Below are 21,832 nucleotides of genomic sequence, written 5' to 3'. Positions count from 1 at the left end.
ATCCGATGTATAGGTTGGAGGGAGGGTCTCGACCTCCCGGGCAACGACAGGAGACCAGGCGTGAAACTACTGCGCATCGGGGCACTCGGAGCAGAGATTCCGGCGGTGATCGACGCGGACGGCGGCATGTTCGCCGTCACGAGCCTGACCGACGACATCGACGGGGCCTTCTTTGCTTCCGGGGGGATCGACCGGGTCAGGCAGGCGCTGGCCGAGGGCCTCCTGCCGCGGATCGAGGAAGCCGGCCGGCGGATCGGCGCTCCCGTCGCACGCCCCGGCAAACTGGTGTGTGTCGGTCTCAACTACCGCGACCACGCCGAGGAGACCGGTGCGGCCGTGCCGAAGCGACCGGTGATCTTCATGAAGGACCCGTCCACCGTGGTAGGCCCTCATGACCAGGTGCTGATCCCACGTGGTTCGGTGAAAACCGACTGGGAAGTCGAACTCGCGGTCGTCATCGGACGCGAGGCTCGCTACCTGGCGGATCCGGCCGCGGCAGCCGAGTGCATCGCGGGCTACGCGATCAGCAACGACGTCTCCGAGCGCGCGTTCCAGCTCGAATACTCCCCCCAGTGGGACCTCGGCAAGTCCTGCGAGACCTTCAACCCGATGGGCCCCTGGCTGGTCACCCCCGACGAGGTCGGCGATCCGCAAACGTTGGGCCTGCGTCTGGCCGTCAACGGCGCCGCACGTCAGAACGGCAACACCAAGAACATGATCTTCGACGTTGCCTACCTCGTCCGGTACCTGAGCCAGTACATGGTGCTGCACCCCGGCGACGTCATCAACACCGGCACCCCCGCCGGGGTGGCCCTCGGCCTGCCCGGCACCCCGTACCTGCGCGAAGGAGACGCCGTCGAGCTGTCCATCGACGGCCTCGGTACCCAACGCCAGACCTTCATCAACGCGTGAAAGGCACCGAGTTGCCCCCGACCACAGTGCGGATCACCGCCGTCGACACCTACGACATCCGCTTCCCTACCTCGCGGGAGTTGGACGGGTCCGACGCAATGAACCCCGACCCCGACTACTCCGCGGCCTACGTCATCCTGCGCACCTCGGCGGGCGGTCCCGAGGGGCACGGCTTCACCTTCACCATCGGCCGTGGTAACGATGTCCAGGTCGCCGCCATCGACGCGCTGCGCGAGCACGTCGTCGGCCGGTCCGTCGCCGAACTGTGCGCCGACCCGGGCTCCTTGTACCGTGACCTCATCGGGGACAGCCAACTGCGCTGGCTCGGCCCCGAGAAGGGCGTGATGCACATGGCCATAGGAGCCGTGGTCAACGCTGTCTGGGACCTCGCCGCCAAGCGGGAGCGCAAGCCCGTCTGGCAGTTCCTTGCCGATGCCGATCCCGCTTGGCTGGCGAGCCAGGTGGACTTCCGCTACATCAGCGACGCCCTGACCCAGGACGAAGCTGTGGAACTCCTGCGCAAGGGCAGGCAAGGGGCCCCCGACCGAGCTGCCGACTTGCTGCGGCGCGGCTACCCCGCCTACACCACCTCCCCCGGCTGGCTCGGCTACTCCGACGAGAAGCTCACCCACCTCGCCGAGCAGGCCGTCACCGACGGCTTCACCCAGATCAAGCTCAAGGTCGGCGCCGACCTGGAGGACGACATCCGCCGCTGCCGCGCAGCCCGCGAGGCGGTGGGACCAGACGTCCGGATCGCGATCGATGCCAATCAGCGCTGGGACGTCACCCAGGCCATCGAATGGACGAAGGCGCTCGCGGAGTTCGACCCCTACTGGATCGAGGAACCGACCAGTCCTGACGACATCCTCGGCCACGCGGCCATCCGGCGCGGGGTCCACCCCGTCAAGGTCGCAACCGGCGAGCACGTTCAGAACCGGATCGTTTTCAAACAGTTCCTCCAGGCCGGAGCCATCGATGTGCTCCAACTGGACTCGGCCCGTGTGGCCGGGGTCAACGAGAACATCGCCATCCTGTTGCTGGCTGCCAAGTTCGGCATCCCGGTCTGCCCGCACGCGGGTGGTGTGGGCCTGTGTGAACTCGTCCAGCACCTGTCGATGTTCGACTATGTAGCCCTCTCGGGCACGAAGCAGGACCGGGTCATCGAGTTCGTCGACCACCTCCATCAGCATTTCCTCGACCCGGTGGACGTCACCGGCGGCCACTACCAGGCACCCACTGCGCCCGGCTTCTCCGCCGCCATGCACCAGACCACCATCGACACCTTCACCTACCCGCATGGCACGTTCTGGGCCGCCGAAGCGGCCTCTGACAAGCCCGGCAACGCCACGAAGGACCACGTATGACAAGCACCCTCGAAGGACTCACCGCCCTGGTGACCGGTGGCGCCTCCGGCATCGGACTGGCCACGGCCCAGTTGCTCGGTGAGTGCGGAGCGGACGTCGCCGTCGTGGATCTCGACCCCACGGACATACCCACCTCCATGCGGGGCTTCACGGCCGACGTCACCGACGACGACTCCGTGCGCTCGGCCGTCGACAGGGCGGCCCGAGGACTCGGCGGGATCGACATCCTGGTCAACAACGCCGGGATAGGGGCCGCCGGGACCGTGGAGGACAATTCGGACGAGGAGTGGACACGCGTCCTGGACGTCAACGTCCTGGGCATCGTCCGCACCACCCGCGCCGCTCTCCCGTATCTGCGCCGCTCCGCACACCCCTCGGTGGTCAACACCTGTTCCATCGCCGCGACTGCGGGCCTACCCCAGCGGGCGCTGTACTCGGCCAGCAAGGGCGCGGTCCTCTCCCTCACCCTCGCCATGGCCGCCGACCACGTCCGTGAGGGCATTCGTGTCAACTGCGTCAATCCCGGCACCGTGGACACACCGTGGGTCGGGCGGCTGCTGGACGCCGCCGCGGACCCCGTCGCCGAGCGCGCCGCACTCAATGGTCGCCAGCCCACTGGCCGCCTGGTCACTGCCCAGGAGGTGGCCGCCGCCATCGCCTACCTCGCCTCCCCGGCCGCCGGAAGCACCACCGGTACCGCGCTCGCGATCGACGGCGGCATGGCGGGCCTGCGTCTGCGACCGGAGCCCCAGCCATGAGCCTGCGCGACTGCGCGCTCGGGCACAGTGCGGTGCGGGTGAGTGAACTCGCCTTCGGCGCCGCGGGTATCGGCAATCTGTTCAGCGCGGTGAGTGATGTCCAGGCCGGGCAGGCCGTCGCCGCCGCCTGGGAGTCCGGCGTCCGGTACTTCGACACCGCGCCCCACTACGGACTTGGTCTGTCCGAACGGCGTCTCGGCAGCGCGCTGAGAGACATGCCGAGGAACGAGTACACTCTGTCCACCAAGGTCGGAAGGCTGCTCGAGCCCGACACCTCCACCGGCGGCGACGACCTCGCCAACGGCTTCGCCGTCCCCGCGGACCACCGCCGTGTCTGGGACTTCAGCGCCGAGGGAGTCCGCCGCTCCCTCGAGGACAGCCTCGAACGGCTCGGACTCGACCGGATCGACGTCGTCTACCTGCACGACCCCGACGACCACGCCGAAGAGGCGCTCGACCAGGCCTACCCGGAGCTGGAGCGTCTCCGGGCCGAAGGAGTCCTCGGCGCAATCGGCGTGGGCATGAACCAGACCGAACTGCTCACCCGCTTCATCCGAGACACCGACATCGACGCCGTCCTGCTGGCCGGCCGCTACAGCCTGCTCGACCAGCGCGGGCTCTCAGAACTGCTGCCGCTCGCCGCCGAGCGGGGTGCGGGGGTCGTCATCGGCGGCGTGTTCAACTCCGGCCTGCTCGCCGACCCGCGTCCCGGCGCCACCTTCGACTACGACACCGCGCCCAGCGAACTGGTGGCACGGGCCCTCGACCTCAAGACTGTCTGCGAGAAGCACGGCGTGCCGCTGCGCGCCGCCGCCCTGCGCTTCCCCTTCGGGCACCCTGCTGTCGCCGGCGTCCTGGTCGGCACCCGCAGCGCCGCTGAGATCAAGGACGCCGCCGCCCTGCTCCACCATCACGTTCCGGCCGCACTGTGGGCGGAACTCAAGGAACGCGGGCTGCTCCCCGTCGACGTGCCGATCCCGCAGGAGTCGGCCTGATGCGCACTCACCTTCATCTCCGAGCCGTCCGCCGTCGGCGACATCGAGCTCGACCGGGTGGAGCGTGTGCACGGCCCCGTACCGTCAGCGTCGACCCCGCTCAACCGGAGCAGCAGCCATGAGAATTGCCCTGCACACCCGCGTGCGCGAGAACCGGATCGAGGAGTACGAGACCGCCCACCGCGAGGTGCCCGCCGAACTCACCGTGGCCATCCGGGCCGCCGGCGTCACGTCCTGGATCATCTGGCGCAGCGGATGCGAGCTCTTCCACGTCCTCGAGTGCCAGGACTACGCCCGTCTGCTCGCCGAGCTGGAAAAGCTCCCGGTCAACATCGCCTGGCAGGCGAGGATGGCCGAGCTCCTCGATGTCGTCCACGACTACTCCGAGGCCGGCACCACGGCTGGATTGCCCGTGGTGTGGCAGCTGTGACAGCTCGGCGGATCATCGATGCGCACCACCACGTCTGGGACCTTGCGGTGCGGCCGCAACCATGGATCGCCGTAAGACCAAAGGCTTCACGTGCCCTCCAGTATCACCTATACCGCCGTCTTCGCTGTCCAAGTCGCCAGCTGTGGAGCGGTAGCGAACGGTCCCGTGCCGGCGGACTGCATCGCCCTGGAGATCGGTGTCGTGGGTAACGGGCCTGCCGCCCCGGCTGCCTGGCGCAGCCGGGTCGTGATCCGGTCCTCGTACTCGCGGCGGGCCTTGCGCTGGGCCGGGAGCGCCGGGACGCCCTGTCCGCCGTCGAGGGGCTGACAACGGACAAGGAGCTGGCGATGCACGGTGGGGACGGCGCTGACACGCAGGGTGTAGCCCTGACGGCGCCGTACGGTCACGCCTCGGTCGAGCACAGCCCGCTCGGTGTCGTCCAACTCGGCAGCGCGGAGGAAGCAGGCGACCTTGCCCGGCATGTCGAGCACGACCGGCAGTTCCGAGACTGGGATGCCGATCTACCTCTGCAAGCCGCGGAGCCCGTGGCAGCGCGGCACCAACGAGAACACCAACCGAGCGCTTCGGCAGTACCTCCTCAAGGGCGCTGAACTCCGCACGTTCAGCCAGGCCGACCTGGACGCCATCGCCCACGGGCTCAACCATCGTCCGCGCAAGACTCATGGCCACCGCAGTCCGGCAGAGGTCTACGCTGACCTCCTGAACAAGCGGGCCAGTCAGCGGGCCGGAGAGGAGGAATCCGGCGGCGTAGGCGAAGCCGAACGCGGTTGCCGTCCACGTGGCCTGCCCGGGTGTGGTGCCGAGCGCGGTGGCCATGGGGTGCAGCAACGCCAGGACGGTGTACATCTGGCTGACCATCAGGACGCCGAGCACGGTCAGCAGGACAGTGGTCGGGACGGCGGTTGGTCGGGGGTGCTGCTCTTGGCTGCGTGCCTGGGGGTTGTGGTGGGGCTGGACATGGGAACTCCAGAGAGGGCGTCTGGTACCGGCTTCGTGTGTTCGGGCGCCACACGACCGGCCGAGGGCACCGACGAAGGCGGTGGGCGTCCCCCGGCCGGGGAAGGGCACCGGCCGGGGGACGATGAAGGAAGCTGCTCAGGCAGCCGGGGTGTTCAGCACGTACTCGCGCGAGGTGTGGACCTCTCGGCGCAGGGCGGACAGGTCGACGTCGAGGACGTGGCCGTTCCATTTACGGGGCTCGCCGTTGATGAGCACGGCGCTGATGTTGCGGGCGTCGGAGCCCAGCACGACGGTGCCGATCGGGTCGTTGAGCGGCATGTTGTTGAGATCCTCTGCCTGGATGACCAGCAGGTCGGCCTTCTTGCCCGGGGTGAGTGAGCCGGTGATGGCGGCCAGGCCGTTGGTGCGGGCGCCCTGGAGGGTGGCGAAGTCCAGGACGTCGTGGGTGGTGATGCGCTGGGGCTGTTGGGTGGTGTCGTAGGCGGCGTTGACGGCGCGCATCCGCTGGATGGCGTGCAGGGCCCGCATCTGCGTGAACATGTCGCTGGCCAGGGCGACTTCGACGTCGATGCTCAGTCCGGGGCGGATACCGACGGACAGGGCCTCGTCGACGGCGGGGATCGCGGTCTCCAGGCCGATCTGGGCGTCGGAGGTGGGCGCGAGCGCCACGGTGGTGCCGGTCTCCCCCATCGCCTTCCATGCCTGGGGGGTCAGTCCGGTGGCGTGTATGAGGGTGACGTCGGGGCTGAGGATGCCGTCCTTGGCCCAGTGCAGGACCGCCTGGGAGGAGGACGTGCCGAAGACGGCGTCCACGCTCACTCCGATGCCCAAGTCCTTGGCGACGCAGGCAAGTTCAAGACCATAGGCCAGTGCCGGCCCGGCGATCTCGTCGGTGGCGAGCGCCGCCAGGCGCAGGGTCAGCAGCTGGTCGTCGCTGCTGAAGTACTGGTCCTTGATACGGGTCAGGTCGCCGGGCCACTGCCGGTCCCAGTCGCCGAAGTGCGGGCCCATGGAGGCGTGCACGCCTCGTATGCCGGTGTCGCGAAGGGCCTCGATGGCGGCGTCGGAGTGCTCCCGGGTGCGGGAGTTGTGGGAGAAGTCGAGCATGGTCGTGATGCCGCTGTCGATCGCGGTCAGGGCGGCCAGTTTCGTGCCGGTGTACATGTCCTCGGGCCGGTAGACCGTGGCGTAGCCGGCCAGAGTGGACATGACGTAGCCGCCGAGGTCGTCGACGTCCGGCATGATCCGGCGCAGCTGAGCCTCCCAGGCGTGCCGGTGGGTGTCGACGAAGCCGGGGCTGAGGATGGTGCCGGTGGCGTCGACGACCACGGCGTCGCCCGCGCTGAGGCCGGGGCCGACGGCGGTGATGGTGTCGCCCTCGACGAGGAGGTCGCCGCGGTCGATGACGCCGAGGTCGGGGTCCATGGTGACGATGGTCGCGCCGGTGAACAGGATGCGCCGTTCACCTGCGGGACGACGCCGGAGCTGTTCGAGGACGGCGGCGCTGGTGGTGTCGTTGACGTTCATGAGGGGTCTTCTTTCCGTACGTGGGAGAGGGAGTGGTGGGCTGCCGGGGGCGCCGGTGCTGCGCGCTTTCCAGCCTTGGCCGCCCCGGCTACGGCAACCAGGCCGCCGTTTCCCCAGGTGTCGCGCACCCAGGATCAACGGGGCGGACGCGGTCCTGAAGGCGGTCGCCTGTGAGCTGCACGGGGGCCGGGTCGCTGTGTTTGCCGCACTGCATTTGCTGGCTGGTGGGTCAGCTCAGCTTCATGACGTAGCCCGCGTGGTGCAGTTCGTCGCCCTTGAACTCTCCGTAGGCCCAGAAGCCGAGGTCGTCCAGGTAGTCGATGCGGTCGCCGTCGATCCAGAACCGGCCCTGGTAGGCGTGGGGGCGGCCGCCCCGGGTCTCGTCGTAGCGGCCGTCGGCAGTGAGCTCTTGGTGCAGGAAGTCCTTCCGGTCGATCCAGACGCCGACCCGAGGGCTGCCGGTCAGGTCCGGTACGGCCGGGATGCCTGCCTCGGAGGCGGTGGTCCGGCCGGGGGCGTCGGTGCCCGCCCACCGGACGGGCCGGCCGGCCGCGACCAGTGCGCGGACCTGCTCCGGCCGGGAGATGAGGGTGGCTACCGCGCTCGGCACATCGGCGGCGAGTTCGTCGGGCACCACCAGAAAGTCGGTGGTGTTGCCCGGGGTCAGCGTCGCGACGCACTCCGAGCGGCGGCCGCGTCCGCCGGCCAGCGCAACGGTGTCCACGACGGCAGGGACGATGGTCATGCCCGTGCAGTCGACGACGATGGCGTTGTCGTCCTGCGCCGCTGTGACGATGCCGGGGCCGACGCCCACGATCAGGGAACCGACGAACAGGATGTCGGCACCGAGCATGGTCCCGATCAGCGGGTCCATCGTCACGATCCGGGCGTTGGTGAACAGGACGGGACGGCTGTCGTCGTTCGAGACGATCTCGTCGAGGGCCTTCGGGTTCCAGCTCACGGTGTCGGTGTCGGTGGTGGTCATGGTGCTCCTCAGGGAGTTGGCTCATCGGTCTGCCCGACGCCAAAAGCGAGCGCCGGTGCAGGTGGGAGGCAGCTGCTCGACGGTTACGGCAGCTGCATGACCATCAGGTTTGTCGCGCGGTGGAATCGGAACCAGGCCGCCGTATCCCTGGGTGTGCGGCACCCATGGTCGGCCCGCTGTTCAACTGGGGCCCGTGGGACGGCCTCGGACGGGCTGGCAGTGCGGAGAATGACGAGTTGGAGCCGGCATCCAGTGGTGGTGATGCCGCGGCCACCAGCGGGAGGGATGTGGTCACAGCCCCCGCATGTTCCGAGTTCGCCGCATCCGGGAGACTCACCTGTTTCGGCCCCCTGATTTCGCCGCTGCCGTTCCGCGGTTCCGTTTGCGATCGTGGGTGCGCCGCCCCCAGGAAGCCCGCACCTGGGGAGACGGCAGCCTGGTTGCCATCGGCCGCCGGGCCAACCATGGAGCCATGACCAGCAACGACACGCCCCGCGACCCTCACCCGTACGTCGGGATGTGGGTGACCGCGGACGGATTCATCCGCCAGGAACTGCTGGCGAGCGGCCGCTACGACGAGGCCCGCGGAAACCGTCAGAGCGCCTATACCGGTCGCTACACCGTCACCGGCAGCCACATCGACTACATCGACGACACCGGCTTCACCGCCACCGGCGACATCCGCGACGGCGTCCTCTTCCACGAGCACCTGGTGCTCTACCGCGAGGGCGACGAGCGCGCCGGGCAGCGAGGCACCCGGTTGCGCGGCTGACCGCTCACGCAAAATTCTTGCCGGGGCTGTTCGTTCCAGGCACTGGCGCCGGGAACGAGATGGGATGCCGACCGCGCTGTTGCAGTGCGCCGGCCGGCAAACGGCGCAGGCCGCTCTGCACGAGTAAGAACCGGGCGGCAGCAGCCGCTGATCTCTCGCTGACCCGGAGCGCAAGGCCCCGGGCCGGGCGATAGCGCTTGTTGCGGGGGTGGACCGGTCTGCATCGGATCCGTCTCGTACTTCTTCACGACCGGAGCGGGCTTGTGTCAGTCGTGCGCTCCTGGGGCTTGTGCTGCGGGGCTACCGGTACCGGATGCCGTCCCGCTCCATTGAGCCAGCAAGTGCAGGGCGGTCTCGGAGGGGCTGCCGGGTTCGGTGCCGTAGACGAAGAGGATCTGGTCCGGGTCGTCTCCGGGGGTGAGGGCCTGGTAGGTGATGGTGAGGTCGCCGACGAGCGGGTGGTGGTAGTCCTTGGTGCCGGTCGTGCGCTGGTGGACCTTGTTGTCCGACCAGAAGCGGCGGAACTCCTCGCTGTGTATGGACAGCTCTCCGACCAGGGTGCTCAGGGCCGGGTCGTCCGGGTGACGGCCCGCGTCGAGGCGGAGCATGGCGGCGGTGTCCGCGGCGACGCGGGTCCAGTCCCGGTACAGCTCGCGTGCGTGGGGGTCGAGGAAGACGAAGCGGGCCTGGTTCCGCTCGGCCGCGGGAAGGGCGCGGAAGTCGGTGATCAGCCGTCCGGCGAGCTGGTTGTGGGCCAGTACGTCGAGGCGCCGCCCGAGGACGAAGGCGGGGCGGCCGGCCTGCTGGAGGGTGTCCAGCAGGTCCCAGGTGGCGGGGTGGACGCGCTGAGGTCGCGGGCGACGGCGGCGGGCCGGTCGGGGCCGGGCGAGGGTGTGGAGGTGGCTGCGCTCGGCGTCGTCCAGGTGCAGGGCCGTGGCGAGCGCGTCGAGGACCTCGGCGGAGGCGCTGCGGCTGCGGCCCTGTTCGAGGCGCGTGTAGTAGTCCACGCTCACCCCGGCCAGCTGGGCCAGTTCCTCCCGGCGCAGGCCGGAGACCCGGCGCCGCCCCAGGTCGGGTGCGTCCAGCCCGGCCTCCCGCGGGGTGAGACGGGTACGGGCGGAGCGGAGGAATTCCGCCATCGGTGTGTTGGTCGGGTGCTCACGGTCCACCCATCCAGCATCGCGCAGGCCTGGAGGATTCGACGGCGGGAGGGTGGCCCACTTTGTCCCCCGATCAGGTGGGCCCCTCTGCGGCCTTTTTCGCCTGCTCACAGCTGGTTCAGTGGATGCCGGACCTCGCCGCCGGACCTGGCGGCCGGGGCACTCCTCGAACAGACGCAACTGGAGGCATCTCATGTCGACGTGGTTCATCACCGGCGCATCCCGCGGGCTCGGGCTGGAGATCGCGCGAGCGGCGCTCCGGGGCGGCGACACGGTCGTGGCCGCCGCCCGGAACCCGCGGAAGCTCCCGGACGACCTGCAGCGCTCCGACCGGGTCCTCGGCGTCGCCCTCGACGTCACCCGAAGCGAGCAGATCACGGCTGCCGTCGAGACGGCCGTGCAGCGTTTCGGCAGGATCGACGTCCTCGTCAACAACGCGGGCCGTGGCCTGCTCGGCGCGCTGGAGGAGATCACCGACGCCGAGGCGCGCTCCCTGTTCGACCTCAACGTCTTCGGGCTGATCAACATGACCCGCGCCGTCCTGCCCGCAATGAGGGCAGCCGGATCAGGGAAGATCGTGCACATCGGCTCCCGCTCCGGATTCGAGGGGGAACCCGGAGTGAGCATGTACAGCGCCTCGAAGTTCGCGGTGGCCGGCATCAGCGAGGCGCTCGCCGTGGAGCTGGAGCCGTTCGGCATCCAGAGCATGGTCGTGGAGCCCGGCGTCTTCCGCACCGACTTCCTCGACACCAGTTCCCTGTCGACCGCGGCCCAGCGCATCCCCGACTACGACGGCACACCCGCCCACGCCACCCTGGACTGGATCGACACGGCCAACCACACCCAGCTCGGAGACCCCGTCAAGGGCGCCGCCCTGATCTACGAGGTCACCAGCGGGGACAAGCTCCCCGGGCATCTGTCCCTGGGCCGCGACGCGATCGAACGCCAGCTGGTCAAGATCCGCAGCCTTCAGGACGACCTCGCGGCCTGGCAGGACAAGTCCGCCGCCACCGCCTGCGACGACGCCGCCTGATCACCCCGAGCCTGAGGAAACAGTCCACAGACCCGTCCCAGGGCCGCTCAGCGCTGCATACGGCTGCACATACACGAAGACCCCGGCCTCAGCGTTTCCGCTGGTGACGGGGTCTTTGGGCACCTCATGCAGGGTGCCCCCGGCGGAGGATGCGGGACATGGGAACAGGGAAAACCGACGGTCGGGGAGCGGGCTGCCGGTGATCCAAACCGTCGTCCGGCTGAACCGGTAGAGCGTTGGCAGAGGTCGCAGGTGCGAGTCCCCGGCAGAGCACAGACAGATGGGCACAGCGTCGGGCAGCAGTTTCTGGGACCGTGGGTGCTGCTACGTTGCGGCTCGGCTCGTGCGCGAGGGGTGGGGTGGGATGGACGTCCTAGGGGTCGACGCCTGTGGTAAGCAGGGGTGGGTCGGGATCAGACTCACGGACGGCGCGTACGCGGGCAGCCTGGTGGATCCGCGGCTCGAGAGGCTCATCGAGCGCGCCGCCAAGGTGGATGCGATCGCGGTGGACATGCCGTTGGGCCTCGTCGAGAAGGGCTGGCGCGCCGCAGATCTCGCAGCCAGGGCGCTGCTCGGAGTTCGGCGCAGCAGCGTTTTCCCCATAGCACCAAGGTCGGTGTGGCAGGAGCCGGACTACGGGGCGGCCGCGGACCGATGCCAGGAGCTCACCGGTAACAGGCTGAGCCGGCAGGCGTGGGCGCTGAGACCGAAGCTGCTTGAGGCGCGGGCGTGTTGGCTCGCCGATGAGCGGATCCACGAGGTGCACCCCGAGGTGTCCTTCTACGCCTTGGCTGACGGAGTGCCGCTGGCTTACGCCAAGAAGACCTGGCGCGGCCAGAACCTGCGCCGCTCTCTGCTGGCTGAGGCCGGCCTCGTGCTCCCGGACGAGCTTGGCGAGGCCGAACGCATTCCCGTGGACGACGTGCTCGACGCCGCTGTCGCGGCCTGGTCGGCGCACCGGATCGTGCTCGGGACAGCGAACCGGATTCCTGAAGTGCCCGAGCCGGATGCAGAAGGGCGCCTCGTCGAGATTCGATACTGAACACTTCCGGAACGAAACCGAGCGGGTGCGCAGCGCACCCATGTCGATCTTGAGCGCGGTGGACATGGTCGGCCTGGTCAGCGTGGTCAGAGGCCGGCGTCGCGGGCCAGCGCGATCGCCTCGGCGCGGGTCGCGACATGCAACCGGGTCATGATCGCCGATACGCGGTCGCGCACGGTCCAGACCAGTTCTTCTCGAGACCAATTCGTTCTGCTTTATGCATGATTATGGGTGTACGGCTCCGTGACGTCGCCAGATAGCAGCTCACGCGCGGGGCGATACCGAGGTTGGTAGGGCAGAACGATGACCGTCAGCCCGTCTTCGTCGCGGCCGCCCGCGCACGAGGAGCAGACGCCTGTCGTACACCTGTCGTCGCTGGTCAAGCGTCCCGTGGCCGACCGAGGCGGTCGGTCGCTCGGCCGGCTCTCCGATGTGATCGTGCGGCTGCGCGGTGCGGACTACCCGGTGGTGACCGGGCTGGTGGTCGGCGTGGGCCGCCGTGAGCTGTTCGTGCCGGTCGAGCAGGTGGCCACCTTCGACGGCGAGGGCCTGGTGAGGCTGGAGAGCGCCCGGCTGGACCTCCGGCCGTTCGAGCGACGTGAGGGCGAGGTGCTGCTGCGCGACGATGTGCTCGGGCACCGGCTGATCGATGTCGCCGAAGCGCGTCTGGTGCGGGCCTCGGACGTGGAGCTGGCCTACCGGGACGGGCAGTGGCTGTTGTCCTGTGTGGACACCCACCGGCCGCATCGGCTGCTGGGGTTGTTCCGGGACCGCTCCACAGGGCATGCGTGCCGGGACTGGAAGGCGTTCGAGCCGCTGATCGGGCACAGCCGCAGCGTGCTCCTCCGACGTCCCACAGCCCGGATCCGACGGCTGCGGCCGGCGGAGATCGCCGACCTGCTCGAAGACGCCTCCCGGGAGGAGGAACGCGAGATCCTCGGTGAGGTCGGGCAGGACCCAGAGCTGGAGGCGGACGTCTTCGAGGAACTGGAGGAGGACCGGGCCTCCCGGCTGCTCGACGCCCGTACGGACGCGGAGATCGCCGCCGTGCTGGCCCGGATGCGTGCGGACGACGCGGCCGACACCATCGGTGATCTGCGGCAGGACCGCCGCCGCCCGGTGCTGGACCTGCTGCCGCCGGGGCAGCGCACCAAGGTGCTGACCTTGATGGGGTTCAACCCGGACAGCGCCGGGGGCCTGATGGGCATGGACTTCCTTGCCCTGCCCGCGGACACACCTGTGAGCGAGGCGGTGGCAGCGGTCGGGAACGCATGCCGGATGCAGCCGGAGGCGCTGACCAGTGTCTACACCATCGATGACGACGGACGGCTGCTCACCTTCGCCCCCCTGGTCGGCCTCCTGCAAACGGATCCGGGCGCCCGGCTGGCGGAGGTGAGCGAGACGGATCCCGTGCGGGTCGGCCCGGACACCGATCTGGTGGACGTGGCGCTGCTGATGACCGACTACAACCTCATCACCCTGCCGGTCGTGGACGACGACGGGATCCTGCTCGGCGTCATCACCGTCGACGACGTGCTGGAGGCGACGCTGCCGGAAGACTGGCGGCGCCGGGAGGTGGCCCCCCCGCCCGACGCCCACCGCCCCGAAGAACCCGGCGACACCACTGCCGGCTCCCCGGAGCGTGAGGAGCCCTCACCATGAGTGGGCCCCGTCCGCCCCGGCGCCCGTCACAGACGCCCCCACCCGCCCCTCCGCCGAGTCACGGCCCAACCCCACCCGGCGGACACACTCCAATGCCGGGCAAGCCGCCCACCGGGCCCGGCACCCGCCCTGGTGCCCACGAACATCTCGGCCCCATGGAACACGGTGCACCGCCGCACCACACCACATCCGGCGGCCGCAAACCCCCTGCCACGCCCGAGCCCTCTCCCGCCCCCGAGGCCAAGCCTGCTCCCGCACCCAAGCCCACTCCCACTCCCCCTCCCAAGCCCGCTCCTGCTCCTGCGCCACGTCCGCGTCCGACCGCGGTGCTGGACGAGGCCCACCTGGGCGATATCGAGGGCGCCCTGGGACGCATCCGGCTGGAGGAGGCCGACGCCGGGCGCAGCCTGAAGCGGCGGTTGTTGACGTTCCTGGCGATCGTCGGCCCCGGTCTGATCGTGATGGTCGGCGACAACGACGCCGGCGGGATCTCCACCTACGCCCAGGCCGGCCAGAACTACGGCTACAGCCTGCTGTGGGTGCTCCTGCTGCTCATCCCGGTCCTGATCGTCAACCAGGAGATGGTGGTCCGGCTCGGCGCCGTCACCGGTGTCGGGCACGCCCGGCTGATCAATGAGCGGTTCGGCAGGTTCTGGGGCTGGTTCAGCGTCGGCGACCTGTTCGTGCTGAACTTCCTGACGATCGTCACCGAGTTCATCGGCGTCTCGCTCGCGCTGAGCTACCTCGGCATCAGCCAGTACATCGCCGTGCCCGTCGCCGCCCTCGCACTGGTCGCGATCACCGCCACCGGCAGCTTCCGCCGCTGGGAACGCGCGATGCTCGCCTTCATCGCCGTCAGCCTGCTTCTCGTCCCGTTGGCGCTGCTGTCCCACCCGCGCTACGGACCGGCCGCCTACCACCTGGTCCTCCCCGGTGTCCAGGGCGGGATCACCTCGGAGGCGGTGCTGCTGATCATCGCGATCGTCGGCACGACCGTCGCGCCGTGGCAGCTGTTCTTCCAGCAGTCCAACATCATCGACAAGCGCATCACTCCCCGGTTCATCGGCCACGAACGCGCCGACACCGTGCTCGGCTCTCTCGTCGTGGTCGGCGGGGCCGTCGCGATCGTCGTCGTGGCCGACTTCGCCGTCCGCGGCACGGGCGCGGCCGGGCACTTCACCGATGCGCTGGGGGTCGCCGAGGCCCTGGGTGGGCACAGCCGCGTGCTGGGCGTGCTGTTCGCCGTCGTACTCCTCGACGCCTCGATCATCGGCGCCGCGGCGGTCACCCTGGCCACCAGCTACGCCTTCGGCGACGTGTTCAATCTGCGCCACTCCCTGCACCGCAGCTTCGGCGAGGCCAAAGCGTTCTACGGCACCTACGCCGGGATGGTCGTGGTCGCTGCCGCGATTGTGCTGATCCCCGGTGCCCCGCTAGGGCTGATCACCACCGCGGTGCAGGCTCTGGCCGGGCTGCTGCTGCCCTCCGCCAGCGTCTTCCTGCTGCTGCTGTGCAACGACCGCGCGGTCCTCGGGCCCTGGGTCAACCCGCGCTGGCTCAACGTCCTGGCCGCAGTCATCATCGCGGTCCTCCTCATGCTGTCTGGGATCCTCGTCGCGACCACCCTGTTCCCGTCGCTCAACACCACCCGGGTCGCGCTGTGGCTCGCCGGTGCCTTGGCCGTGGGGCTGCTGGGCGCCGGCGTGCGGCTACGCCTTCTCCACGCCCGCTGCATCCCCGTCCAGGCCCGGCCCCCGGAGATCCCCCGCGCCGAACGAGAGAGCTGGCGCATGCCACCCCTCGCCCTGCTGGAGCCGGTCGTCTGGTCCACCGGCCGGAAACTCGGAATGAGCCTGCTGCGCGGCTACCTGGTGATCGCCGTGCTGTTGCTGCTGGTCAAGGCCATCCAGCTGGGCTGAGCCGGGGGAGATCTTGTCTGAGCCGGGTGAGAACATTCGTGCCGGCCACTGCAAGGTGGCCACCGTCGTCACCGTCGCCCGGCTGCGTTGATTGCTGTGGTCGGACAAAGGCTGACGACCGCCGTGGTCGGTGCCCGGATGCCGAGTGAAGATGGAGGTGTGACGGGAGGCACTGATGTGGATGTGGGTCCTGCTTAACCTCCACTATGAAGACCGCGTGGTGGCTTTTCTGCCGCCGGTGTGGACGAAGATTCCGGCCGCCGATCGCGTGGGAGTAGCCGCTGTCGCCCTGGCCGCTGCCTTCGTCGCCCTGGTCGTGGGCACGAGGGTGCGTCAGGTGCATTTCCGGCCCAGGCTGTTCAAGCGCCCACAGGTCCCGACCGCCGAGTCGGTCGACACGTCATGGTTCGCCCCCCATAGCCTCGACGGTTTCCCCGAGGAGGTGGTCCATCTGAACCCGAGGGCCCCGGACGCACCGTCTCTCGACCGCCTGTATGCCGCGTGGGTTCTGGCCACCCACACCCCCGGGCTAGACGCCAGGTGGCTGGAAAGAAACCTGGCCCTGCCCGCAGACGCCGCGCACCTGATCGTCGAGGCCGCTGAATCGAGGCATCGGGAACCAGCGACGCGGGAGAACCTCGATGAGCAGGCAGGGACACCGCTGGACAAGCGGGAGATCCGCGCGAACACGGAGGAGGACGCTTCCGTTCCGGGACGTGGGCGTGCCGGACGACCGTGGGCTACCGGTCCGCCCTCTTCCGGACCGGGGCACGGCCGTTGACCGGCGCGGAAGGCCGGCCGGTGGCTGCGCCCCGCCCTTTCAGGGGTCCAGCCAAGGTGAGCGCGGTTGCGTATTGCGGCCCGTCCACAAGCCACAGTCGAGGGATAGGGCCCTCCTGGGCGTGGCGCGCACCGTGCGTTGCGCCCGGGAAGGGGGTTCACGTCATGGGGGGGCACCATTCTCTACTCGGTCGGCACACTGACGTTGTGTCAGCCTGGTACCGCAGTGTGAGGTTGCACCCGAACTCCGACCAAGGCCGCGCCTGGCGGTGTTCCTGGGCGAGTGGCTGCTGAATGCGAGGCTCCTGGCAGGCGGGGCCGCCCTGCTGGCCCTGATCGCCCCGGGCGTCGGTCGCCGCACTGATCGTCGGCTGCCGAAGCACGCCCTCCCACATAATCCGTGCCGTGCCGGTGCGAGTCGCAGTCCGGGCAGCCGCCGCTCATGATGGAGAGAGAGTCACATGGCTTTTCGAGTTCACATCCGCGGAGGTGAGCCTCATGACTCTGCCCGCACGACACCGGCACGGCAGCATGCTGGAGCGGGCCTACCCGCCGATGGCCGCCGAGTTCGACGAATTCTTCGAGCGGATGAACCGGTTCCTGGAGTCCGCCGCACCGTCCTGGACGGAGCCCATGGCCTGGGCGCCGTTGGCCGACCTGAGCGAGACCGATGAGACCTACAAGGTCGAGTGCGAACTGCCCGGCATCAAGCGCGAGGACATCAACGTCGAGGTCAGCGGTCGGGAACTGCATATCACCGGGGAGCTGAAGGAACGCGAACGGGAAGGCGTCCTGCGCCGCGCCACGCGTCGCACCGGGCGATTCGAGTACCGGGCGCTGCTGCCCACCGAGGTGAAGGCCGAGGATGTGCACGCCACCCTTGCCGACGGCATCCTCACCGTCGCTGTCCCCAAGGCCCAGGCGGCCAAGCCTCATCACATCGAGATCGAGGGCTGAACCACAGCTCCCGCAGGGGCACGATCGACGGGTGCGGACGGCTGACCCTCGATCCGCAACCGTGCGACCGCGTGGGGTGACCAGCCGAATCGGGTGGCGCACACACCCTGCACCATGCGACAGGAACACGCCAACAATGCGCCGTGCCGGGACGTGTGTCCGGCCGACCGGCCGGATCTCTGGACGATCATGACCACCGGGCCCGGGCATTCGCTGCGCGGTCATCGGAGTGTTCCGCACACCGGAGATCTGCGCGTCGAGGCCTGGGCGCCGACACGCGAGGAGTGCATCGTCGAGGCGGTGCGGGGCATGGTCGGCAGCTTCGCCGAACTGCCTGCGGACTCCTCCTGCGTTGCGCGGGAGTGTGTGGTGTCGGCCAAGGACGACGGCCGGCTCCTGGCCGCCGTGCTGGAGGAAGTCATCTACCGCATGGACGCAGCGGACGAACTCCCTGTGGAGGTCACGGTGGCGCCGGAGCCGGGTGGCGTACGCGTGCAATTCAGGATGGCCCGCAGCTCGACGGCCGTACAGACCGGGGCCGTGCCCAAGGCTGTCGCGTTGCATGGACTGCGGCTGGTCCAGGACGCGCACGGGTGGGCGTGCCGAGTGACGCTGGATGTGTGACGCCCGTCCCGGCGTCCCTCGCCGGGACGCCTCGTCGAGGAGGCCGAACCGACATGGACATCCGGCTGGTGGCGGACGGACCCTGGCGATTCCGCATCGAACAGACTGGCACCATGCGCGTACCCGGAGTCGTCCTCGCCCCACGGGACCTATTGCCGGACGAGCCGGGTGACCAGGCCCTTTCCCAGGTGGCCCGCGTGGCCACGCTGCCGGGTATCGTCCGCGCCTCGTACGCGATGCCCGACATCCACTGGGGCTACGGCTTCCCGATCGGCGGCGTGGCCGCTACCGACGTCGCGGGCGGCGGGGTCATCTCTCCGGGAGGGGTGGGCTTCGACATCTCCTGCGGGGTGCGCCTGCTCACCGCGCACGTGGACCGCGCCGCCCTGCTCCGGAAGCTGCCCGTGCTGATGGACCGCTTGGACGGGCTGATCCCGCGCGGGCTCGGGCGCGGCGGCCTGTGGCACCTGGCGGGCCGGGCACAGCTGCACGAGATCCTGCGCGGCGGTGCCCGGTACGCGGTCGAGCAGGGCCACGGGGTGCCGCATGACGTGGAGCGGTGCGAGGACGGCGGAGCCGTCGGTGACGCCGATGTCACCCAGGTCGGCGAGCGCGCCCTGGAACGCGGCGCCGGGCAGGTCGGCAGCCTCGGCTCGGCCAACCACTTCCTGGAGGTCCAGGCGGTCGACGCGGTCTACGACGAGACGTGTGCCCGGGCGTTCGGCCTGCGCCCCGGCCTGGTGTGCGTCATGATCCACTGCGGCTCGCGCGGTCTGGGCCACCAGATCTGTGCCGACCACGTGCGGGCCATGGACGCCGTGATGCAGCGGTACGGCATCGACGTACCCGACCCGCAACTGGCCTGCGTGCCCGTCGACTCGCCGGAGGGCCGCGCCTACCTGGGCGCGATGGCCGCGGCCGCGAACTACGCCCGCGCCAACCGCCAGCTGCTCGCCGACGCCGCCCGCCGGGTATTTCTGCAGCTCGCCGGCTCCGGCCTGGATCTGCTCTACGACGTCTCGCACAACCTGGCCAAGCTGGAAACCCACCCCCACGACGGCGCCCGGGCGCTGCTGTGTGTCCACCGCAAGGGCGCCACCCGGGCCCTGCCGCCGGGCCACGCCGACCTGCCGGACGCGCTGCGCCGCTTCGGCCAGCCGGTGTTCGTGCCCGGCACGATGGGTACCGCCTCGTACGTCATGACCGGCAGCACCGGCAACCGGGCGTTCGACTCCTGCTGCCACGGCGCGGGCCGCGTCTGGAGTCGGCACCGCGCCCACCGTGAGACGTCCGCCCGGCAGTTGCGCCAGGAGCTGGCCGGTGTGGGGGTCTCGGTGCGCCCCGCCTCCTGGCGCAGCGTGATCGAGGAAGCGCCCGAGGCGTACAAGGACGTCGACGCCGTTGTCCGTGCAAGCCAACACAACGACCTGGGCCGGCTTGTCGCCCGCCTGGTGCCGCTTGGCGTCCTCAAGGGCTAGAACGGGCTTGGGAACCCCCTAACCGGCTCTGTGAGGCCACTCAGACGTGACCGGGGCGAGTGCGAGGTTGCCGCCGCGCCGGGTCATGCTGCCGGAGTTGTAGTGGGCCCGGCGCCGCCCGGTGACCAGGACCAACGGGCAGTCGTCGTTGGGCAGTTCACCAGGCGGGAGGCATGGGGGTGCTGCGAGGTGGGCTCGCCGAGCACGAGAACCCCGGCGAAGCGACCCTGCTGGTGCTGCGCGGACGCGTCCGTCTCACCAGCGGCGACACCTCCTGGGAGGGCCGGACCGGCGACCTGATCACCATCCCCGAGGCCCGCCACAGCGTGCAGGCGGTCGAGGACGCCGCGGTGCTGCTCACCGTCGCCAAGACCTGACATCCAACCGCCAGGACCCAGGACCGCGGCGCCGCACGGTGCGGCACACGCCCGGCAAGTACCGACGGGGGCGATCACGCTATTCCCGTTCCCAGCTCCTGGTCGCAGCGGAGCCGGGCCATGAGCTGATGCGGCCCGTTCGCCGCGTCCTCCCCGGTGGGCCGTGGCCTTTCGACCCTCGCTCCGCTGGGCGGCGGGGCACCTCGGTCCTCTGCTCGGGGACTGTCGGCCCCTGCCCCGGCTGCCGTCCGAGAGGCAGGCTGAACTGATACCAGAGGGCCGGCTCTCTGGGACAGAGTCCGCAGGGATGACCGCGGCTACCACGGACCGGCGGGGCCCGTGCGTTCCGTCCCCCATGGCCCCTGCAGGTCGCCGCGGACCGCCCTCGCCGTCGGGCGATCGGGCGCAGAAGTACTCCGCCGCGCCTCGTTCGTGGACGGCGGGCAGGGAAGGAAGTGGGCGTGATGTTCCGCATCATCGGCGAAGTGATGACCCGTGAGGTCGTCCAGGCTCGCCCGGAGACACCGTTCAAGGACGTGGCACGGCTGCTGGATCGGCACCGGATCAGCGGGCTGCCCGTGGTCGACCGCGACGACAAGGTCGTCGGCGTGGTCTCCGAGACCGATCTGATCCGCCACCAAGCGGCCTCGTCCGCCAGTCGCCGGGCGACGGAGCTCCCCAGGCCGGCGACGGGGCGCCCGGCCCGCCACGCGGCCGACGGGAAAGCAGCCACCGCAGGGGATCTGATGTCCACACCCGCGGTCACCGTGCATCCCGAACAGCGGGTCGCGGATGCCGCACGCGTGATGGAACGCCACGGCGTCGAGCGGCTCCCGGTCGTGGATGAGGAGGACCGGCTGATCGGCATCGCCACCCGCCGCGACCTGCTGCGGGTGTTCCTGCGTACCGACGAGGAGATCCACCAGGAAGTCGCCGACGTGCTGAGCCGCGGCACGGGCCTGGCTGCCGACACTGTGACGGTATCGGTCCGGGACGGCGTGGTCACGCTGGAAGGGTGCCTGGAGCACCGCAGCGGCATACCCGAGGCGATCCATCTGACGTATCGGATCGACGGGGTTGTGGGCGTCGTCAACAGCCTGACCTGCCGCGTCGACGACGGCCGGGGGCCGGTTCCGCAGCATGCGGGCAAGCAGAGCCGCCAGATCGGCTGAGCAGCCGCTCGATTGCACTTCTCTGCACGCGGGGCCCTGGGCGGGCCATGGGCTGCCCAGCGCACACTGTTCACTGCACATCACTTGTGACGGCCGATGACCTGCTCGGTGGTCATCGCCTCACCCGTCACCTGTCACCCGCCGGCTGTCGCGGGTCGCGTTCCGAGCGTCTGGCATCCGTGATCGCCTCGACGAGCAGAACGTAGACGCCGTCGGGCGGGCCGATGCCCGGAGTGAAGCCGCCTTCGTTCCTGAGGCCGACGGGGCGCGCCGGCGGACAGGCGAACGTTGAGCCGCGCGTGCTCGTCCAGGCCGGATCCGGGGCTGCCGGATTATGTCGAGACGATGTGGGGAAAACCGGCCGGTTGCGGGAAGGACGGCAGGTGCGGGGGCCACGTCCGCGGTCTCCTCGCGCCGCTCCACCACGGTCCACTGCCGCCAAGGCTTGCGCGGGTCGACCTGGGCCTGCTGGTAGAGGCGGGCCTCCTGGGCGATGAGGGCGCCGGCCATCAGCCAGAACACCTCGTCCCAGGCCGCGGCCACCTCCGGGGTGACCGCATCGCCCAGCACATCGCCGATGGCACGGAAGAGGTACTTGTGGACGATCGTGTACTGGTCCTCGGTCACCCCGAGCGCGGCATGCTTGTGGGCGATCCTCGCCAACAGCTCATCCGGCCGGGAGTCGGGGTCGGCCAGCAACGCCTGGGCGAAGGCCGCGATCGATCCGGCCAGCGCCTTGCGCTGCTCGCCGCTGGCCTGGTTGCCGCGGTTGAACAGCCCGTCCAGCAGCTCGGGTTGCTCGCCGAACATGGTCGCGTAGAAGCGTGTCGTGATGTCGTCCAGGGCGCCGCCGACGGCGGGCAGGGTGGCACGGATGACAGCAGCCGACTCGGGCGAAAGCATG

19 protein-coding genes and 3 pseudogenes are annotated in these 21,832 nt (G+C 69.8%); 17 read left to right on the top strand and 5 right to left on the bottom strand.

Going from position 1 to position 21,832, the window contains the following annotated elements:
* The first annotated feature begins 60 nt into the window (after positions 1–60).
* The 5 genes from IEZ19_RS34500 (at position 61) to IEZ19_RS34480 (ending at position 4,459) form a co-directional block, all read left to right on the top strand.
* The gene (locus IEZ19_RS34500) at positions 61–912 is read left to right on the top strand and encodes a fumarylacetoacetate hydrolase family protein (protein WP_189315360.1); all 852 of its coding nucleotides are present in this window, start codon (positions 61–63) and stop codon (positions 910–912) included.
* A gap of 11 nt (positions 913–923) precedes the next feature.
* Complete coding sequence (locus IEZ19_RS34495) at positions 924–2,276, top strand: L-fuconate dehydratase (RefSeq protein ID WP_189315326.1); 1,353 nt, start codon at positions 924–926, stop codon at positions 2,274–2,276.
* Positions 2,273–3,034: an SDR family NAD(P)-dependent oxidoreductase gene (locus IEZ19_RS34490; protein ID WP_189315325.1), complete on the top strand. Its 762-nt coding sequence runs from the start codon at positions 2,273–2,275 to the stop codon at positions 3,032–3,034. The genes IEZ19_RS34495 and IEZ19_RS34490 overlap by 4 nt, the downstream gene beginning before the upstream one ends.
* 2 nt (positions 3,035–3,036) lie before the next feature.
* Positions 3,037–4,029 carry an aldo/keto reductase gene (locus IEZ19_RS34485; protein WP_373297103.1) on the top strand — a complete coding sequence of 331 codons (993 nt, stop codon included), beginning with the start codon at positions 3,037–3,039 and terminating at the stop codon, positions 4,027–4,029.
* 118 nt (positions 4,030–4,147) lie between these two features.
* Positions 4,148–4,459 (top strand): L-rhamnose mutarotase, encoded by a 312-nt coding sequence (locus tag IEZ19_RS34480; protein ID WP_189315323.1) that lies wholly within the window; start codon positions 4,148–4,150, stop codon positions 4,457–4,459.
* A 107-nt stretch (positions 4,460–4,566) separates the two neighbouring features.
* Here the strand turns inward: IEZ19_RS34480 and IEZ19_RS51355 are convergent, their stop codons facing one another.
* The gene (locus tag IEZ19_RS51355) at positions 4,567–4,950 is read right to left on the bottom strand and encodes a hypothetical protein (RefSeq protein WP_229841173.1); all 384 of its coding nucleotides are present in this window, start codon (positions 4,948–4,950) and stop codon (positions 4,567–4,569) included.
* Positions 4,951–4,966: 16 nt separating this feature from the next.
* On the opposite strand from IEZ19_RS51355, the pseudogene IEZ19_RS54230 reads away from it, so the two are divergent.
* Positions 4,967–5,185: pseudogene (locus IEZ19_RS54230) on the top strand (transposase); the annotation flags it as partial.
* A gap of 390 nt (positions 5,186–5,575) precedes the next feature.
* Here IEZ19_RS54230 and IEZ19_RS34470 read toward each other — a convergent pair.
* Together IEZ19_RS34470 and IEZ19_RS34465 are read right to left on the bottom strand one after the other, a co-directional pair.
* Positions 5,576–6,967, bottom strand: a complete 1,392-nt coding sequence (locus tag IEZ19_RS34470; protein WP_189315322.1) for an amidohydrolase family protein — start codon at positions 6,965–6,967, stop codon at positions 5,576–5,578.
* 229 nt (positions 6,968–7,196) lie between these two features.
* Positions 7,197–7,952, bottom strand: coding sequence for an Atu4866 domain-containing protein (locus IEZ19_RS34465; protein ID WP_189315321.1), 756 nt, complete (start codon positions 7,950–7,952; stop codon positions 7,197–7,199).
* A 472-nt stretch (positions 7,953–8,424) separates the two neighbouring features.
* Between IEZ19_RS34465 and IEZ19_RS34460 the strand changes: the two genes are divergently transcribed.
* Entirely contained in the window at positions 8,425–8,724 is a 300-nt protein-coding gene (locus tag IEZ19_RS34460) for an Atu4866 domain-containing protein (protein ID WP_189315320.1), read from the top strand.
* Positions 8,725–8,990: 266 nt separating this feature from the next.
* Here IEZ19_RS34460 and IEZ19_RS34455 read toward each other — a convergent pair whose 3' ends face one another.
* A complete protein-coding gene (locus IEZ19_RS34455) occupies positions 8,991–9,863 on the bottom strand; it encodes a helix-turn-helix transcriptional regulator (RefSeq protein ID WP_189315319.1) in 873 nt (290 codons plus the stop codon).
* A 214-nt stretch (positions 9,864–10,077) separates the two neighbouring features.
* Here IEZ19_RS34455 and IEZ19_RS34450 point away from each other — a divergent pair, with 214 nt between their 5' ends.
* From IEZ19_RS34450 to IEZ19_RS34400, 10 genes and pseudogenes are all read left to right on the top strand, one after another.
* On the top strand, positions 10,078–10,917 hold the full coding sequence (locus IEZ19_RS34450) for an SDR family NAD(P)-dependent oxidoreductase (RefSeq protein WP_189315318.1): 840 nt from the start codon (positions 10,078–10,080) through the stop codon (positions 10,915–10,917).
* Positions 10,918–11,281: 364 nt separating this feature from the next.
* Complete coding sequence (locus tag IEZ19_RS34445; protein ID WP_189315317.1) at positions 11,282–11,959, top strand: DUF429 domain-containing protein; 678 nt, start codon at positions 11,282–11,284, stop codon at positions 11,957–11,959.
* 303 nt (positions 11,960–12,262) lie between these two features.
* Positions 12,263–13,621 carry a magnesium transporter MgtE N-terminal domain-containing protein gene (locus IEZ19_RS34435; protein WP_189315316.1) on the top strand — a complete coding sequence of 453 codons (1,359 nt, stop codon included), beginning with the start codon at positions 12,263–12,265 and terminating at the stop codon, positions 13,619–13,621.
* A gap of 155 nt (positions 13,622–13,776) precedes the next feature.
* Complete coding sequence (locus IEZ19_RS34430; RefSeq protein WP_189315315.1) at positions 13,777–15,540, top strand: NRAMP family divalent metal transporter; 1,764 nt, start codon at positions 13,777–13,779, stop codon at positions 15,538–15,540.
* Positions 15,541–15,757: 217 nt separating this feature from the next.
* A complete protein-coding gene (locus IEZ19_RS34425) occupies positions 15,758–16,321 on the top strand; it encodes a hypothetical protein (protein WP_189315314.1) in 564 nt (187 codons plus the stop codon).
* Positions 16,322–16,818: 497 nt separating this feature from the next.
* Complete coding sequence (locus IEZ19_RS34420) at positions 16,819–17,277, top strand: Hsp20/alpha crystallin family protein (protein WP_189315313.1); 459 nt, start codon at positions 16,819–16,821, stop codon at positions 17,275–17,277.
* A 114-nt stretch (positions 17,278–17,391) separates the two neighbouring features.
* A complete protein-coding gene (locus IEZ19_RS34415; protein ID WP_229841171.1) occupies positions 17,392–17,901 on the top strand; it encodes an archease in 510 nt (169 codons plus the stop codon).
* 53 nt (positions 17,902–17,954) lie between these two features.
* Positions 17,955–19,379, top strand: coding sequence for an RtcB family protein (locus IEZ19_RS34410; protein WP_308429037.1), 1,425 nt, complete (start codon positions 17,955–17,957; stop codon positions 19,377–19,379).
* 194 nt (positions 19,380–19,573) lie between these two features.
* Positions 19,574–19,756 (top strand): annotated as a pseudogene (locus IEZ19_RS34405) (cupin domain-containing protein); the annotation flags it as partial.
* Positions 19,757–20,220: 464 nt separating this feature from the next.
* Positions 20,221–20,928 (top strand): CBS domain-containing protein, encoded by a 708-nt coding sequence (locus IEZ19_RS34400; protein ID WP_189315357.1) that lies wholly within the window; start codon positions 20,221–20,223, stop codon positions 20,926–20,928.
* A gap of 392 nt (positions 20,929–21,320) precedes the next feature.
* Here the strand turns inward: IEZ19_RS34400 and IEZ19_RS34395 are convergent.
* Positions 21,321–21,831, bottom strand: a pseudogene (locus IEZ19_RS34395) (globin domain-containing protein); the annotation flags it as partial.
* Between the last annotated feature and the right edge of the window lies 1 nt (position 21,832).

This window comes from Streptomyces brasiliensis (genome assembly GCF_014647875.1).
Classification (GTDB): domain Bacteria; phylum Actinomycetota; class Actinomycetes; order Streptomycetales; family Streptomycetaceae; genus Streptomyces; species Streptomyces brasiliensis.
This window is presented reverse-complemented; position numbering and strand designations above follow the sequence as displayed.

Coding starts and splice junctions, on each gene's coding strand:
- IEZ19_RS34490 (WP_189315325.1), top strand. CDS start 2,273: ATGACAAGCACCCTCGAAGGACTCACCGCCCTGGTGACCGGTGGCGCC.
- IEZ19_RS34480 (WP_189315323.1), top strand. CDS start 4,148: ATGAGAATTGCCCTGCACACCCGCGTGCGCGAGAACCGGATCGAGGAG.
- IEZ19_RS34470 (WP_189315322.1), bottom strand. CDS start 6,967: ATGAACGTCAACGACACCACCAGCGCCGCCGTCCTCGAACAGCTCCGG.
- IEZ19_RS34465 (WP_189315321.1), bottom strand. CDS start 7,952: ATGACCACCACCGACACCGACACCGTGAGCTGGAACCCGAAGGCCCTC.
- IEZ19_RS34460 (WP_189315320.1), top strand. CDS start 8,425: ATGACCAGCAACGACACGCCCCGCGACCCTCACCCGTACGTCGGGATG.
- IEZ19_RS34455 (WP_189315319.1), bottom strand. CDS start 9,863: ATGGCGGAATTCCTCCGCTCCGCCCGTACCCGTCTCACCCCGCGGGAG.
- IEZ19_RS34450 (WP_189315318.1), top strand. CDS start 10,078: ATGTCGACGTGGTTCATCACCGGCGCATCCCGCGGGCTCGGGCTGGAG.
- IEZ19_RS34445 (WP_189315317.1), top strand. CDS start 11,282: ATGGACGTCCTAGGGGTCGACGCCTGTGGTAAGCAGGGGTGGGTCGGG.
- IEZ19_RS34435 (WP_189315316.1), top strand. CDS start 12,263: ATGACCGTCAGCCCGTCTTCGTCGCGGCCGCCCGCGCACGAGGAGCAG.
- IEZ19_RS34430 (WP_189315315.1), top strand. CDS start 13,777: ATGGAACACGGTGCACCGCCGCACCACACCACATCCGGCGGCCGCAAA.
- IEZ19_RS34420 (WP_189315313.1), top strand. CDS start 16,819: ATGACTCTGCCCGCACGACACCGGCACGGCAGCATGCTGGAGCGGGCC.
- IEZ19_RS34415 (WP_229841171.1), top strand. CDS start 17,392: ATGCGACAGGAACACGCCAACAATGCGCCGTGCCGGGACGTGTGTCCG.
- IEZ19_RS34410 (WP_308429037.1), top strand. CDS start 17,955: ATGGACATCCGGCTGGTGGCGGACGGACCCTGGCGATTCCGCATCGAA.
- IEZ19_RS34400 (WP_189315357.1), top strand. CDS start 20,221: ATGTTCCGCATCATCGGCGAAGTGATGACCCGTGAGGTCGTCCAGGCT.